A 12384-nucleotide genomic window follows, 5' to 3' on the forward strand; every position below is an offset into this window, starting at 1 on the left:
TGCCTCCGTTTTTTTGAACGGGGTTCATTGTAAATCGCCAAAGGCTGCCTTCAATCGCGCACAGGCTTCTTCAACCCGCTCGCGTTGGGTGGCCAGATTGAAGCGCTCGAAGGTTTCTCCACCGGTGCCAAAACCGGGGCCTGAGGATGTCGCGATCCGCGCATCTTCGCGTAGGCGGCGGACAAACTCATCGTGGCTCATACCCGTGCCCGAAAAATCGACCCATGCCAGATAGGTCGCCTGCAGAGGCATCGACCACAGGCCCGGTATCTCGGCGATGGCAGCATCAAACAGCTTCCGGTTCGCGTCCAGGTGGGCAATTTGTTCATCGACCCATTTTGCACCTTCCGGCGAATAGGCGGCAGTGATCATCGCCACACCCAACGCACTGGGGTCATAGTCCAGCGTGGTGATCCGGTGCCGCATCTCGGCCCGCAGCTTGGCGTCGGGAATGATCATGTTGCCGGTACGCTGACCGGCGATGTTGAATGTTTTCGACGCCGCGGTCAGTGTCACCGTCCACGGGCGCGCATCAGGGGCGGCCGTATCCATCGGTACGAAGGTGTTGCCCGGATAAACCAGATCATGGTGAATCTCGTCCGACACAAGGATCAGCCCGTTGCGTTCTGCAAACGCCGCTACAGCGCGCAGTTCATCCGGCGTCCAGACCCGACCTGACGGGTTCTGCGGCGAGCACCACAGCAGCAGCTTTTCTGATCCGTCCAACCGCGACTGCGCATCGTCCAGATCAAGCCCATAGCTGTCGCCATCGCGTACCAGCGGGCATTCCACCACGCGGCGGCCGGATTTGTTCACCTTATGGGCAAACTCATGGTAGACGGGCGTGAAGATCACGACGCCATCTCCCGGTTCACTCCAAACATCCAGACACAGGGCAATCGCATTGCCCAACCCTTGCGAGGTCAGAATCCAATCGGTGTCGATCTCCCAGTTGTGGCGTGTCTTCATCCACCACTGGATTGCATTCAGATAATCCGGGTGCATCCATGAATATCCAAACGCGCCATGATCGGCCGCTTCCCGCACCGCCTCGATCACGCAAGGGGCCGTGGCATAGTCGGAATCAGCCGTCCACATGGCCAGCCCATCCTCGGGGGCGACACCGTAAAGCTGCTCCATCTTGTCCCATTTTGAAGAGTTGGTGCCCCGGCGGTCGATCAGGTCGTTGAAAGTCATGTCATCTCCATCTGTCGAGGCGAAAGCTAACCACAAATCCATAAGGTGCAAGGGGGCCGTTGCGGAGGCGGGCGCGATGGCCTAAATCAGCCCCATGAAACGTAATATCCTGATCCATCCCGATCCCCGCCTGAAAAAGGTCTGCGCGCCGGTGGCTGACATCACCGATGATCTGCGCAAACTGGCCGATGACATGCTGGAGACGATGTATGACGCGCCCGGTATTGGCCTTGCTGCGCCGCAGATCGGTGTGCTCGACCGGCTGATCGTGGTGGACTGCGTCAAAGAAGAAGGTGAGGCCCCACGCCCACTGGTGATGTTCAACCCCGAGGTCATCGCCTCCTCGGATGAGACCAACGTCTACGAAGAAGGCTGCCTGTCGATCCCTGAGCAATATGCCGAAGTCACGCGCCCGAAGACGGTTGATGTCACCTGGCTGGACCGTGACGGTAATCTGCAGCAGGAAACCTTTGATGATCTCTGGGCGACTTGTGTGCAGCATGAGATCGACCATCTGAACGGTAAGCTGTTCATCGACTATCTCAAACCGCTCAAGCGTCAGATGATCACGCGTAAGATGCAAAAGCTCAAGCGCGAAAAGGCCCGCACATGACGGTGCGGACCTGCCTGCCATGGCCCGACAAACGTCTGCGCACCAAGGCCGAGGACGTCCCCGAGATCACCGACGACATCCGCACCATCTGGGATGACATGATCGATACGATGGAGGCGATGCCGGGCGTTGGCCTCGCTGCGCCGCAGATCGGAGTGATGCTGCGGCTGGCTGTCGTGGATGGCTCGACCCAGCGGGGCAAAGCTGTGCGACTGGCCAACCCCGAGATTCTGCACAGCTCGGTTGAGCTGCGTGAACATGACGAGGCCAGCCCGAACTTGCCCGGCGTGTCCGCCAAGGTAAAGCGACCGCGCGCAGTGACTGTGAAATTTCTCAACGAACAGGGCCAGATCGACCGCCGCGATTTTGTCGGCATCGAGGCCACCAGCGTGCAGCATCAGATCGACCACCTGAACGGGCGGATGTATTTCGACCGGCTCAGCAAGGTCAAACGCGACATGCTGCTGCGCAAAGCACAGAAGATGGGGTGAAACCCCATCCTACGGAGGGACGGATGCGTATCATCTTCATGGGAACGCCAGATTTCTCGGTGCCGGTGCTGGATGCGCTGGTCCGTGCCGGGCACGAAATCGCCGCCGTCTATTGCCAACCGCCACGCCCCGCCGGTCGCGGTAAAAAAGACCGTCCAACCCCGGTGCACGCGCGTGCCTTGGCGCTGGGCTTAGACGTTCGCCATCCGACCTCGCTGAAATCGCCCGAAGAACAGGCCAGCTTTGCCGCGCTGAACGCCGATATCGCGGTGGTCGTCGCCTATGGCCTGATCCTGCCACAACCTATTCTGGACGCGCCAACCCATGGCTGCCTGAACATTCACGCCAGCCTGTTGCCGCGCTGGCGTGGGGCCGCGCCTATACACCGCGCGATCATGGCAGGCGATGTGCAAACCGGTGTTTGTATCATGCAGATGGAGGCCGGGCTGGATACCGGTCCCGTTCTGCTGCGCGAAGCCACCGAGATCGGGATTGAGGAAACCACGGCGCAACTCCATGACCGCCTGTCGGATATGGGCGCGGCTCTGATTGTTGAGGCTCTGGCCAAACTGCACAGCCTTACACCTGACCCGCAGCCCGATGAGGGCGTGACCTACGCCGCCAAGATCGACAAATCCGAGGCACGTATCGACTGGTCGGCCCCCGCGTCCGAAGTCGATAGAAAAATCCGTGGTCTCTCCCCGTTCCCCGGCGCATGGACCGAGGTCGAGGGTAATCGGATCAAACTACTGGCTTCGCGGCTGGCCGAAGGACGGGGCACTCCGGGCGAGGTGCTGGACGACCACCTGCGCGTGGCTTGCGGCGAAGGCGCAGTTGAGTTGCTGCGCTTGCAACGGGCAGGCAAGGGCGCGCAGGATAGGGAAACTTTTCTGCGGGGATGGCCCATGCCGGCCGGGACCCGCCTGTCATCGGAGTAGGCGTACATGATCATGATCATGATGGGCACGGTCGTGATTGCCGGGATCGTAGGCTATCTGTCTGAACAGACTGGCTTTACCCATAACGGCTATCTGCAGTCGATCATCATCTGCGTGGGTGGTGCTTTCCTGTTCTATTTCGTGCGCATCATGTTCGGCATCAGCTTTGGCCCGCCGGGGTTGGACGCGGTGCTGTCCTCGATCGGTGCGCTGATCATCGTGCCCACGCATTGGAGGAAATGATATGCCGATCATCGCCCTGATCATCGTCGGAGCCGCTGCAGGTTTCCTCGCCACCCGCCTAATGCGGATCGAGGCCGATATTCCAACCACCATGCTGATCGGCATTGTCGGCGCTTTGGTAGGCGGTTTGGTCCTACGCACGCTCATCACCGTGATGGGATGGCTCTCAGGGTTTATCGGCGCCGTTCTGGGCGCGCTTTTGGTGATATGGATTTGGCAGACATATATCCGCCGCTGATCGCTTGACCCGACCGTGATCTGCGACCAATGTCCCGTCAATTCTTTGTTGAAAGGCCTCTCATGTCGCATGATCTGACCGCCGGAGACGTCGCGCTGATGGGCGTGCCGTTGGACCTGCATTCCTCATTCCTGCAAGGCCCCGCCTTTGCCCCGGGTCGCATCCGCGAGGCGTTGCATTCCGGCGCGGCCAACCTGACCGCCGAGGATGGCACTGATCTGGGCGCAACCGACCGCTTCAAAGACACCGGCGATCTGGATGTGTTCGAGATGATGGGGCAGGAACCCATCGACCGGATCGAGGCAGGGGCCGCCGCCCGGATCGAAGCCGGTGCACGATTATTGTCGTTGGGGGGCGATCACTCGGTCGCCTATCCGCTGATCAAGGCGCATGCGGACCGGTATGAGGGGCTGAATGTCCTGCATATTGATAGCCATCCCGACCTTTATGACAGCCAGCAGATTGGCCCGCTGGGTCATGGCTGTCCATTTGCCCGCGTGATGGAGACCGGCAAGATCAAACGTCTTGTTCAGGTCGGGATCCGCACCATGAACAAGCACCAACAGGAACAGGCCGACAAGTTCGGGGTCGAGGTGATCGACATGCGCAACTGGCGCCCCGATCTGGAGATCAGCTTTGACGGCCCGGTCTATCTGTCACTGGACCTCGATGCGCTGGATCCGGCCTTTGCCCCCGGCGTTTCACATCACGAACCCGGCGGTCTCAGCACGCGTGAGGTGATCGACCTGATCCATCGGTTCAAAGGCCAGTTGATCGGCGCGGATATTGTCGAGTTGAACCCGCACCGCGACCCCTATGGCATGACCGCCATGGTGGCGGCGAAATTCGTCAAGGAAATCGGCGCGCAGCTGCTCAGTCGCTAACGTTCGTCGCAGATTGCGGCAGTGCCAAGGCGAGGGGCGGACCGTGTAGTCATGTCGAACCGGTTCGCCTCGGACGCCGTCATCCAGTGCATCTCTTCCTCGGATGCTGCATCCAGCGTGAACCAGTAGAAGTCGGGATCGACGCCGATATCTTCGAAATAGTTCAAATACCGGTCATGCTCGGGGTGATCTTCGGGTAGCTCCGCAGCGACATAGCCGCCGCCGCCCCAGCTGTGTACGCCCACGCAGGCGCCGGGTTCCAGCACGCGTCGGTTACCGGCTAGAAACAAATCGGTGCCGCCCGAGGCCACCAGCCCGTTTGACGGAACCACCGTGTCGAACCCTTCCTCACGCACTACGCGACTGAAGACCACATTCGAGTCATCATCGACCGAACCTTCGATATTTTGCAGCACCAGCGTCTTGATCTCGGGGTTCTCGTCCATCACTTCTTCAAACGCGCTGAGCGTTGTGTGGTCGATCGTTCCGGACGCGACGATCTGATTGCCCACTGCCGTGAAGCTCACCGGGGCGTATTGCTCTGCACATGCCGTTAGCAGCAGTGCCGTGGCCAGAAACGAAAGTCTGTAGGTCATCGCGATCTCTTGTCCGTTTCTACCCTATTGCCGAGGCGGTCGGGCCTTGTAAACCGGCAACTGCCAACCGAACAGCAGAGATCCGGCGCGCAACGCCCAGCAAATCAATGCACATAAGCCCAATGCCAGCAGGCCTTCCAGCCCGAGGCGGGTGGCAAACACAGCGGTCAAGGCTCCGATAAAGGCGCAGGATACATAAAGCTCACCCTGTTTCAGTACCAGCGGCACCTCGTTGCACACCACGTCACGCATCAAGCCGCCCAAACAGCCCGTGGTCACCCCCATCAGCACTACGATGATACCGGATTGATCCAGTGACAACGCTGCACCCGTGCCAGCAGCGACCGCGATGGACAGGGCGAAACTGTCCAACCAGACCAGCCAATTATACCGGCTTTCGACCAGATGAGCGGTAAAAAATACCAGCACCGCAGCGCCGCAAGCGATCAGGATATAAGCGGGCTGACCGACCCAGAAGATCGGATGTCGGTCCAGCAGCAAGTCGCGTACGGTACCACCGCCCACTGCCGTCAGACAGGCGATGAAGGCAAACCCGACCAGATCAAGCTGCGCTCGGCTGGCCACCAGCGCACCGGTCAGCGCAAAGACCAAAACCGAGGCGTAATCCAGCAGGGCAAGCCCGCTCACGCCTGCGCCTTCTTAGGTTTGAATGGAGCCATGCCAGCGCGTGCCAACTCATCCGCGCGTTCATTTTCGGGATGGCCCGCATGGCCCTTGACCCATTCCCAGGTCACCTGATGCCGCTCTTGCGCCTCATCCAGCCGCTGCCACAGATCGACATTTTTGACCGGCTTCTTGTTCGACGTCTTCCAGCCGTTCCGCTTCCACCCGAAAATCCATCCCGTCACGCCGTTCTTCACATAAGCGCTGTCGGTGACGATGGTCAGTTTCGAGGGCCGCTCCAGCGTCTCCAAAGCACTGATTGCAGCCAGCAGTTCCATCCGGTTGTTGGTTGTCTCGGCTTCGCCTCCGCTCAGCTCGCGTTCTTTCAGGATGGTCTCGCCATCCATCGCGCGCAGCAGTACGCCCCAGCCGCCGGGGCCGGGATTTCCGGAACAGGCACCATCGGTATAGGCAAAGAGATCAGGCATGAGCGAATACCAGAATGAATCCGTCGTAAGACCCGGCCAAACCTTTCCCCATTCCCTGCATGGTACGATCAATGGTGAAACCTGCCGAGGTCAGGGCGTCCTTGATCTGGGTCTCTGAATAATAGGTATAGTAACGGTCCAAATCATCGCGATGCTCGCCCGTGCCCAGCTTCATTCCTAGAAACAGCTGCCCGCCCGGCTTCAGTGCGGTGTGGATCGCGTTCAGATGACGCGGGAAATCGGCGCGCGGGGCGTGCAGCAGGCAGAAACTGGCATAGACGCCGTCATACTCTGCCACCTCGGTGACGTCATCGAAGGTGCCAAGGTGGGCGTCAACACCGTTGCTCCGCGCATGTTCAACAAAGGCAGGGGTTGCATCCAGCGCCCGTACCTTCAGCCCTTGCCGCATCAGAAACGCGCTGTCTGATCCGGGACCCGAGCCCAGATCCAGCACATATCCACCCTCGCGGACCGCATCTACAAAAGCCTGACGCGCCTCTAGCTGCTCGGCGGGCAGGGGGATCCTTAGGTAATCCGCAACGCGATCCGTGTAGGCCTTGATGGTCCGTTCATCACTCACAGGTAAACTCCCATAGCAAGACAGGTCAGCACGACAGCAGTTAGCAGGACGCGCAGCCGCATCCACCAGACCGGGGTCAACCGCCAATATGAGAACATGGCGTCCAGCAAAAGCAAGCCCGCAAACCCATACATCAGGTTGGTGCCCGCATTCACCGGACCGCCGCCGGTCGTGAAAAATGCCCAAAGTGCAGGTAACACCGACAAGGTGTAACAGGCCGCAGCTTTGCTGCCTGAGGTTTTGGTGGCGAAGCCCCACAACACGCCCGACATGAAACTCAGGATTACCGAGCCATAAAATAGCTGAATATACGGCCCCACGAAGCGCGACCCCAGCGTCTGCCGACCCCAATCGTTCAAATCACCGTTCAGATAAGTCAGCGCGCCCCAGACAAACGGGATCAGCCCAGTCAAACCAAGGAATAACGGCGCGCGGGGGATGCCGCTCATGATGGTTCCCGCAATACGCGGGGAACTTTGAACTCGACATTCTCGACAGCGGTTTCGACCAGTTCGACGGTGACATCGTAGTGGTCGCGGAATGCATCGATCACCTCGTTCACCAGCACCTCGGGCGCGGACGCCCCGGCGCTGACCGCAATGCTGGAAATCCCCTCCAGCGCACGCCAGTCGATCTCGGTCGCGCGCTGCACCAGCTGCGCATAACTGCATCCGGCGCGCGAGGCGACCTCGACCAGACGACGTGAATTCGATGAGTTCGGCGCACCCACCACCAGCAAGGCATCGGCCTTCGGAGCGACAGCTTTCACCGCTTCCTGCCGGTTGGTGGTGGCATAACAAATGTCTTCCTTGTGCGGCCCGACGATGGCGGGGAAGCGGGCCTCAAGCGCGGCAATAATGTCCTTGGTGTCATCCACCGATAGGGTTGTCTGGGTGACAAAGGCCAGCTTTTCGGGGTTACGCACAGCGACCTGCGCCACATCTTCGACCGTTTCAACCAGCAGCACCTCGCCCTCGGGCAGTTGCCCCATGGTGCCGATGGTTTCGGGGTGGCCCTTGTGGCCGATCATGATCATCTGCAGCCCGGCATCCGCATGGCGCTGCGCCTCGACATGTACCTTGGATACAAGCGGGCAGGTGGCGTCGACATATATCATCTCGCGCTGGGCTGCTGTGGCGGGCACCGATTTTGGCACACCGTGGGCCGAGAAGATCACGGGGCGATCATCAGGGCATTCGTCCAGCTCCTCTACAAACACGGCACCCTTGGCGCGCAGCCCGTCGACGACGAATTTGTTGTGCACGATCTCATGGCGCACATAGACAGGCGCCCCCCATTTTTGAAGGGCCATTTCCACAATCTTGATGGCACGGTCCACACCGGCGCAGAACCCGCGCGGGGCGGCCAGATATAATGTCAGCGGCGGCTTTGTCATTCGGCGATCTCCTGGACCGAACACCTAGGTCTTTTCATTGCCATGGTCCAGACAGCACTGCGTCATTTCACTGACATGAATCGCTGTTAGCACAAGGGTGTTTTCAGCACCTATACCTTTAAAGTCGCGCGGCCAGGGCTTCTGGCCCTGGCCGCGCATATTCTTGCCAACCCCCATTGGTGAGTGGTGGGGTTTGGTGGGGTCAGTGCCCGCCTGCAGCTGCGACGCTGCGGGGTTCAGTCGGCATCTCGCGCGGAGGGCGGCCGATCACGTCGCGCAGGTCTTCCAGCTCAATGAAGTTATCGGCCTGGCGGCGCAGTTCGTCCGAAATCATCGGCGGCTGGCTACGGATGGTCGAAACAACGGAAACACGTACGCCCTGCCGTTGCAGGCTTGCGATCAGCGGGCGGAAATCCCCATCGCCCGAAAACAGTACGATATGATCAACGCGTGGTGCCAGTTCCATGGCATCGACGGTAAGCTCGATATCCATGTTTCCCTTGACCTTCCGACGCCCCATGCTGTCGGTGTATTCCTTGGCCGGTTTGGTGACCATGGTGAAGCCATTATAGTGCAGCCAGTCCACCAGAGGCCGGATCGGGGAATACTCGTCATTTTCCAGTAGCGCTGTGTAGTAGAAAGCTCTAAGCAGTTTGCCTCTGCGCATAAATTCCTGACGCAGCAACTTGTAGTCGATGTCAAACCCCAGTGCTTTGGCGGCTGCATAAAGATTCGAGCCGTCGATGAACAGCGCTAGCCGTTCGTCCTTGTAAAACATAAAATGGTCCTTCCGGTATAAGCCACCGCACCGTGAGCTCCGTGAGTGATAAAGTAATAGGTCAGTGCAATGGTGTCCTAAAAATAGGTGTTTTAGGCTTTATCGCAAGTATTCTCTGGTCCGAATATGGGGTCTGAAGTGGACAAAACCTTGTCAAAAGCGGTCATTGCCCTAGGGGCAAATCTCAGTCTGAGAGGTTGTGGGCCCAAGGTGACACTTGAGCGGTCGCTGATCGCGATGGCCGAGGCTGGCTTGGTGATTCGCAAGATAAGCCGGTTTTTTGCCACCCCATGCTTTCCGGCAGGGGCAGGGCCGGACTATGTCAACGCAGCGGTTTTGATCGAATCGGACCTCACGCCACAGGGTGTTCTGGACCTGCTGCACCGCATCGAACATGATTTTGAGCGCGCCCGTGAACAGCGTTGGGGCATGCGCACTCTGGACCTCGATCTGGTCTGTTGGGATGAACTTGTGCTGCCGGATGACGCCGAATACCAGCGCTGGCTGACCCTTCCCCCCGAAGATCAGACCAAATCTGCGCCGGAACACCTTATCCTGCCCCATCCGCGCTTGCAGGACCGCGCTTTTGTGCTTGTTCCCATGATGGATGTCGCCCCCGATTGGCGCCATCCCGTTCTGGACCGGACAGTGACGCAGATGGTTGCAGCCTTGCCGCCCGATGAGGTGGCAGAGGTCAAGCCTCTGTGATCCTCGCATTTGCGGCATTTCTTGCTTGTCAAGGCGGGGATTCGCGCTTAGATAAACCCCTTCCTGCCACGGATTCATTTACGGAGAGCGCCCCATGGCCCGCGTTACGGTCGAAGATTGTGTAGACAAGGTCCCGAACCGGTTCGAACTGGTGATGCTTGCAGCCCACCGGGCACGCGAGATTTCTGCTGGTGGCCCGATCACCGTTGACCGCGATAACGACAAGAACCCTGTCGTCTCGCTACGCGAAATCGCCGACGAAACCCAAAGCGCTGATGAGCTGCGCGAACGTCTGATCGAAGCCAACCAGACCCAGATCGAGGTTGATGAGCCCGAAGAAGATCAGATGGCCCTGCTGATGGGTGCGGAATCTGACAAGCCTGCGGATGACGACATGTCGGAAGAAAAGCTCCTGCGCGCTCTGATGGAGGCCCAGGGCCAGGGGTAACCCAAGCGACAAAGGTGCGGACCGGATGATTTCAGAAGAAGACCTGATTGCGCTGGTCCGCAATTACAATCCCAAGACAAATGCCGACCGCATCGAAAGGGCCTATGAATTTGGCCAACAGATGCATCAAGGCCAGTTCCGCCATTCCGGCGAGCCCTATTTCTCTCATCCCGTTGCAGTTGCCGCCATCCTGACCGAACAGCGTCTGGATGATGCGACCATTATAACGGCCCTGTTGCACGACACGATCGAAGACACCAAAGCCAGTTATGGCAAGGTTACCGAACTGTTCGGGGATGAGGTCGCCAAGCTGGTCGATGGCGTCACCAAGCTGACCAACCTGCAGCTGTCCAGCCGTGAGACCAAACAGGCCGAGAATTTCCGCAAGCTGTTCATGGCCATGTCCAAGGATCTTCGGGTTATTCTGGTCAAGCTCGCCGACCGTCTGCACAACATGCGCACGATCAAGGCGATGCGCCCTGAAAAGCAGGTGCAAAAAGCGCGTGAGACAATGGATATTTACGCGCCGCTTGCGGGCCGGATGGGGATGCAATGGATGCGCGAGGAACTCGAAGACCTTGCCTTCCGCGTCCTGAACCCCGAAGGCCGCCAGTCGATCATCCGCCGCTTTATCACTCTGCAACGCGAAACCGGCGACGTGATCCATCGCATTACCGGCGACATGCGGCACGAATTGGAAAAGGCGGGCATTGAAGCCGAAGTCTTTGGTCGCGCCAAGAAACCCTATTCGATCTGGCGTAAGATGCAGGAAAAGGATCAGGGTTTCTCACGTTTGTCCGACATCTACGGGTTCCGCATCATCACCCAGACCGAGGAAGACTGCTATCGCACACTCGGTGCCATCCACCAGCGCTGGCGCGCGGTGCCAGGGCGATTCAAGGACTATATCAGCCAACCGAAATCGAACGGTTATCGCTCGATCCACACAACAGTTTCGGGGCGCGACGGCAAACGGGTCGAGGTCCAGATCCGCACCCGCCAGATGCACGATGTGGCCGAAACCGGCGTTGCAGCGCACTGGTCCTATCGCGACGGTGTGCGGTCCGAAAACCCCTTTGCGGTTGACCCGGCAAAGTGGATCGCAAACCTGACCGAGCAATTCGACAGCGAGGATGATCATGAGGATTTCCTCGAAGCTGTGAAGCTCGAGATGTATTCGGACCAGGTGTTCTGCTTCACCCCCAAGGGCGATGTGGTGAAACTGCCGCGTGGGGCGACGCCGATTGATTTTGCTTACGCAATCCACACCCGCATTGGTCATGCCTGCGTGGGGGCCAAGGTTGATGGCATTCGTGTGCCGCTTTGGACCCGGCTCAAGAACGGTCAATCGGTGGACATCATCACCGCCGATGGCCAGAGCCCGCAGGTCACTTGGCTTGAGATCGCGGTCACCGGCAAAGCCCGCACCTCGATCCGCCGCGCCTTGCGCGAGGTCGACCGGGAACGCTTCATCAAGCTGGGTAAGGAACTGGCCCGCGCCGGGTTCGAAAACCTGGGCCGCAAAGCCACCGACAAGGCGCTGGAAACCGCTGCCAAACACCTGCGTTTAAAAGATCGGGACGAGTTGCTGGCCCGTCTGGGCAGTGCCGAGTTGACCGCCCATGAGGTGGTCGAAGCGGTATATCCCGAACTCACCAAGGATGATGGCGACGCGATCTCGCCCCGTCGTGCTGTGATCGGGCTTGAACCGGGCCAGAAATTCGATCGTGCCCCCTGTTGCCAGCCACTGCCAGGCGAGCGCATCGTCGGAATTACATATCGCGGCAAGGGTGTTGTCGTGCACGCCATCGACTGCGATCGCCTGACCGAGTTTGAAAATGAACCCGAGCGCTGGGTTGATCTGCACTGGCATTCGGGCACCCACCCCGCCGTCTATGGCGCGACGCTGGATTTGACCATCGGCAATGATGCCGGGGTGCTGGGGCGTATTTGCACATTGATCGGCGAGAAAAAGGCCAATATCTCGAACCTCGAATTTGTCGACCGCAAACCGGATTTTTATCGGCTGATGATCAATGTCGAACTTCGCGACCTTGAACAGTTGCATTCGCTGATGCTGATGCTCGAGGCTGAAAGCGACGTTGCTGCGGTCGAACGGTACCGGGAAAGTGCGAAACCCGCCGTTGCGGCTGGCTGAGAAG

At 59.2% G+C, this 12384-nt stretch carries 17 protein-coding genes; 9 read left to right on the forward strand and 8 right to left on the reverse strand.

The window, feature by feature from the left end; translation table 11 throughout:
• Window positions 1-24 precede the first annotated feature (24 nt).
• Window positions 25-1197, reverse strand: coding sequence for a MalY/PatB family protein (locus tag ACRZ96_RS14025; protein ID WP_480562514.1), 1173 nt, complete (start codon window positions 1195-1197; stop codon window positions 25-27).
• Window positions 1198-1291: 94 nt separating this feature from the next.
• Here ACRZ96_RS14025 and def (ACRZ96_RS14030) point away from each other — a divergent pair, with 94 nt between their 5' ends.
• From def (ACRZ96_RS14030) to speB, 6 genes are all read left to right on the forward strand, one after another.
• A complete protein-coding gene (gene def / locus ACRZ96_RS14030) occupies window positions 1292-1810 on the forward strand; it encodes a peptide deformylase (RefSeq protein ID WP_170392632.1) in 519 nt (172 codons plus the stop codon).
• Window positions 1807-2301 (forward strand): peptide deformylase, encoded by a 495-nt coding sequence (gene def / locus ACRZ96_RS14035; RefSeq protein WP_170513416.1) that lies wholly within the window; start codon window positions 1807-1809, stop codon window positions 2299-2301. The genes def (ACRZ96_RS14030) and def (ACRZ96_RS14035) overlap by 4 nt, the downstream gene beginning before the upstream one ends.
• A 23-nt stretch (window positions 2302-2324) precedes the next feature.
• Entirely contained in the window at window positions 2325-3239 is a 915-nt protein-coding gene (gene fmt / locus ACRZ96_RS14040) for a methionyl-tRNA formyltransferase (protein ID WP_170609168.1), read from the forward strand.
• A gap of 6 nt (window positions 3240-3245) precedes the next feature.
• Window positions 3246-3482, forward strand: coding sequence for a hypothetical protein (locus ACRZ96_RS14045; protein ID WP_170392629.1), 237 nt, complete (start codon window positions 3246-3248; stop codon window positions 3480-3482).
• 1 nt (window position 3483) lies between these two features.
• Window positions 3484-3720, forward strand: a complete 237-nt coding sequence (locus ACRZ96_RS14050; RefSeq protein WP_170392628.1) for a GlsB/YeaQ/YmgE family stress response membrane protein — start codon at window positions 3484-3486, stop codon at window positions 3718-3720.
• A gap of 62 nt (window positions 3721-3782) precedes the next feature.
• Window positions 3783-4604: an agmatinase gene (speB, locus tag ACRZ96_RS14055; protein WP_170513426.1), complete on the forward strand. Its 822-nt coding sequence runs from the start codon at window positions 3783-3785 to the stop codon at window positions 4602-4604.
• Here the strand turns inward: speB and ACRZ96_RS14060 are convergent.
• The 7 genes from ACRZ96_RS14060 to ACRZ96_RS14090 all read right to left on the reverse strand — a co-directional run bounded on the left by ACRZ96_RS14060 (window position 4601) and on the right by ACRZ96_RS14090 (window position 9066).
• Window positions 4601-5200 (reverse strand): COG3904 family protein, encoded by a 600-nt coding sequence (locus ACRZ96_RS14060; protein WP_170392626.1) that lies wholly within the window; start codon window positions 5198-5200, stop codon window positions 4601-4603. The genes speB and ACRZ96_RS14060 overlap by 4 nt on opposite strands.
• Before the next feature lie 24 nt (window positions 5201-5224).
• On the reverse strand, window positions 5225-5848 hold the full coding sequence (locus ACRZ96_RS14065) for a trimeric intracellular cation channel family protein (protein ID WP_170392625.1): 624 nt from the start codon (window positions 5846-5848) through the stop codon (window positions 5225-5227).
• Window positions 5845-6312, reverse strand: coding sequence for a ribonuclease HI (rnhA, locus tag ACRZ96_RS14070; RefSeq protein WP_170402325.1), 468 nt, complete (start codon window positions 6310-6312; stop codon window positions 5845-5847). Before rnhA ends, ACRZ96_RS14065 begins: the two co-directional genes overlap by 4 nt.
• Window positions 6305-6892 carry a class I SAM-dependent methyltransferase gene (locus ACRZ96_RS14075; RefSeq protein WP_170565069.1) on the reverse strand — a complete coding sequence of 196 codons (588 nt, stop codon included), beginning with the start codon at window positions 6890-6892 and terminating at the stop codon, window positions 6305-6307. The genes rnhA and ACRZ96_RS14075 overlap by 8 nt, the downstream gene beginning before the upstream one ends.
• On the reverse strand, window positions 6889-7341 hold the full coding sequence (locus ACRZ96_RS14080) for a DUF3429 domain-containing protein (RefSeq protein ID WP_480734725.1): 453 nt from the start codon (window positions 7339-7341) through the stop codon (window positions 6889-6891). The genes ACRZ96_RS14075 and ACRZ96_RS14080 overlap by 4 nt, the downstream gene beginning before the upstream one ends.
• Window positions 7338-8288 (reverse strand): 4-hydroxy-3-methylbut-2-enyl diphosphate reductase, encoded by a 951-nt coding sequence (gene ispH / locus ACRZ96_RS14085; RefSeq protein WP_480814762.1) that lies wholly within the window; start codon window positions 8286-8288, stop codon window positions 7338-7340. Before ispH ends, ACRZ96_RS14080 begins: the two co-directional genes overlap by 4 nt.
• A 202-nt stretch (window positions 8289-8490) precedes the next feature.
• Window positions 8491-9066 carry a LabA-like NYN domain-containing protein gene (locus ACRZ96_RS14090; protein ID WP_039541714.1) on the reverse strand — a complete coding sequence of 192 codons (576 nt, stop codon included), beginning with the start codon at window positions 9064-9066 and terminating at the stop codon, window positions 8491-8493.
• A 126-nt stretch (window positions 9067-9192) separates the two neighbouring features.
• Here ACRZ96_RS14090 and folK point away from each other — a divergent pair, with 126 nt between their 5' ends.
• From folK to ACRZ96_RS14105, 3 genes are all read left to right on the forward strand, one after another.
• Complete coding sequence (gene folK, locus ACRZ96_RS14095) at window positions 9193-9774, forward strand: 2-amino-4-hydroxy-6-hydroxymethyldihydropteridine diphosphokinase (RefSeq protein ID WP_170565063.1); 582 nt, start codon at window positions 9193-9195, stop codon at window positions 9772-9774.
• 94 nt (window positions 9775-9868) lie between these two features.
• Window positions 9869-10222, forward strand: coding sequence for a DNA-directed RNA polymerase subunit omega (gene rpoZ, locus ACRZ96_RS14100; protein ID WP_010437681.1), 354 nt, complete (start codon window positions 9869-9871; stop codon window positions 10220-10222).
• Window positions 10223-10247: 25 nt separating this feature from the next.
• Window positions 10248-12380, forward strand: a complete 2133-nt coding sequence (locus ACRZ96_RS14105) for a RelA/SpoT family protein (RefSeq protein WP_480814763.1) — start codon at window positions 10248-10250, stop codon at window positions 12378-12380.
• Window positions 12381-12384: the final 4 nt, after the last annotated feature.

This window comes from Ruegeria sp. CF1 (assembly GCF_056537445.1).

Bases quoted from the DNA above. Each gene is read 5' to 3' on its own strand.
- ACRZ96_RS14025 (WP_480562514.1), bottom strand. From the start codon at position 1,197: ATGACTTTCAACGACCTGATCGACCGCCGGGGCACCAACTCTTCAAAA.
- def (WP_170392632.1), top strand. From the start codon at position 1,292: ATGAAACGTAATATCCTGATCCATCCCGATCCCCGCCTGAAAAAGGTC.
- def (WP_170513416.1), top strand. From the start codon at position 1,807: ATGACGGTGCGGACCTGCCTGCCATGGCCCGACAAACGTCTGCGCACC.
- fmt (WP_170609168.1), top strand. From the start codon at position 2,325: ATGCGTATCATCTTCATGGGAACGCCAGATTTCTCGGTGCCGGTGCTG.
- ACRZ96_RS14045 (WP_170392629.1), top strand. From the start codon at position 3,246: ATGATCATGATCATGATGGGCACGGTCGTGATTGCCGGGATCGTAGGC.
- ACRZ96_RS14050 (WP_170392628.1), top strand. From the start codon at position 3,484: ATGCCGATCATCGCCCTGATCATCGTCGGAGCCGCTGCAGGTTTCCTC.
- speB (WP_170513426.1), top strand. From the start codon at position 3,783: ATGTCGCATGATCTGACCGCCGGAGACGTCGCGCTGATGGGCGTGCCG.
- ACRZ96_RS14060 (WP_170392626.1), bottom strand. From the start codon at position 5,200: ATGACCTACAGACTTTCGTTTCTGGCCACGGCACTGCTGCTAACGGCA.
- rnhA (WP_170402325.1), bottom strand. From the start codon at position 6,312: ATGCCTGATCTCTTTGCCTATACCGATGGTGCCTGTTCCGGAAATCCC.
- ACRZ96_RS14080 (WP_480734725.1), bottom strand. From the start codon at position 7,341: ATGAGCGGCATCCCCCGCGCGCCGTTATTCCTTGGTTTGACTGGGCTG.
- ispH (WP_480814762.1), bottom strand. From the start codon at position 8,288: ATGACAAAGCCGCCGCTGACATTATATCTGGCCGCCCCGCGCGGGTTC.
- ACRZ96_RS14090 (WP_039541714.1), bottom strand. From the start codon at position 9,066: ATGTTTTACAAGGACGAACGGCTAGCGCTGTTCATCGACGGCTCGAAT.
- folK (WP_170565063.1), top strand. From the start codon at position 9,193: ATGGGGTCTGAAGTGGACAAAACCTTGTCAAAAGCGGTCATTGCCCTA.
- rpoZ (WP_010437681.1), top strand. From the start codon at position 9,869: ATGGCCCGCGTTACGGTCGAAGATTGTGTAGACAAGGTCCCGAACCGG.
- ACRZ96_RS14105 (WP_480814763.1), top strand. From the start codon at position 10,248: ATGATTTCAGAAGAAGACCTGATTGCGCTGGTCCGCAATTACAATCCC.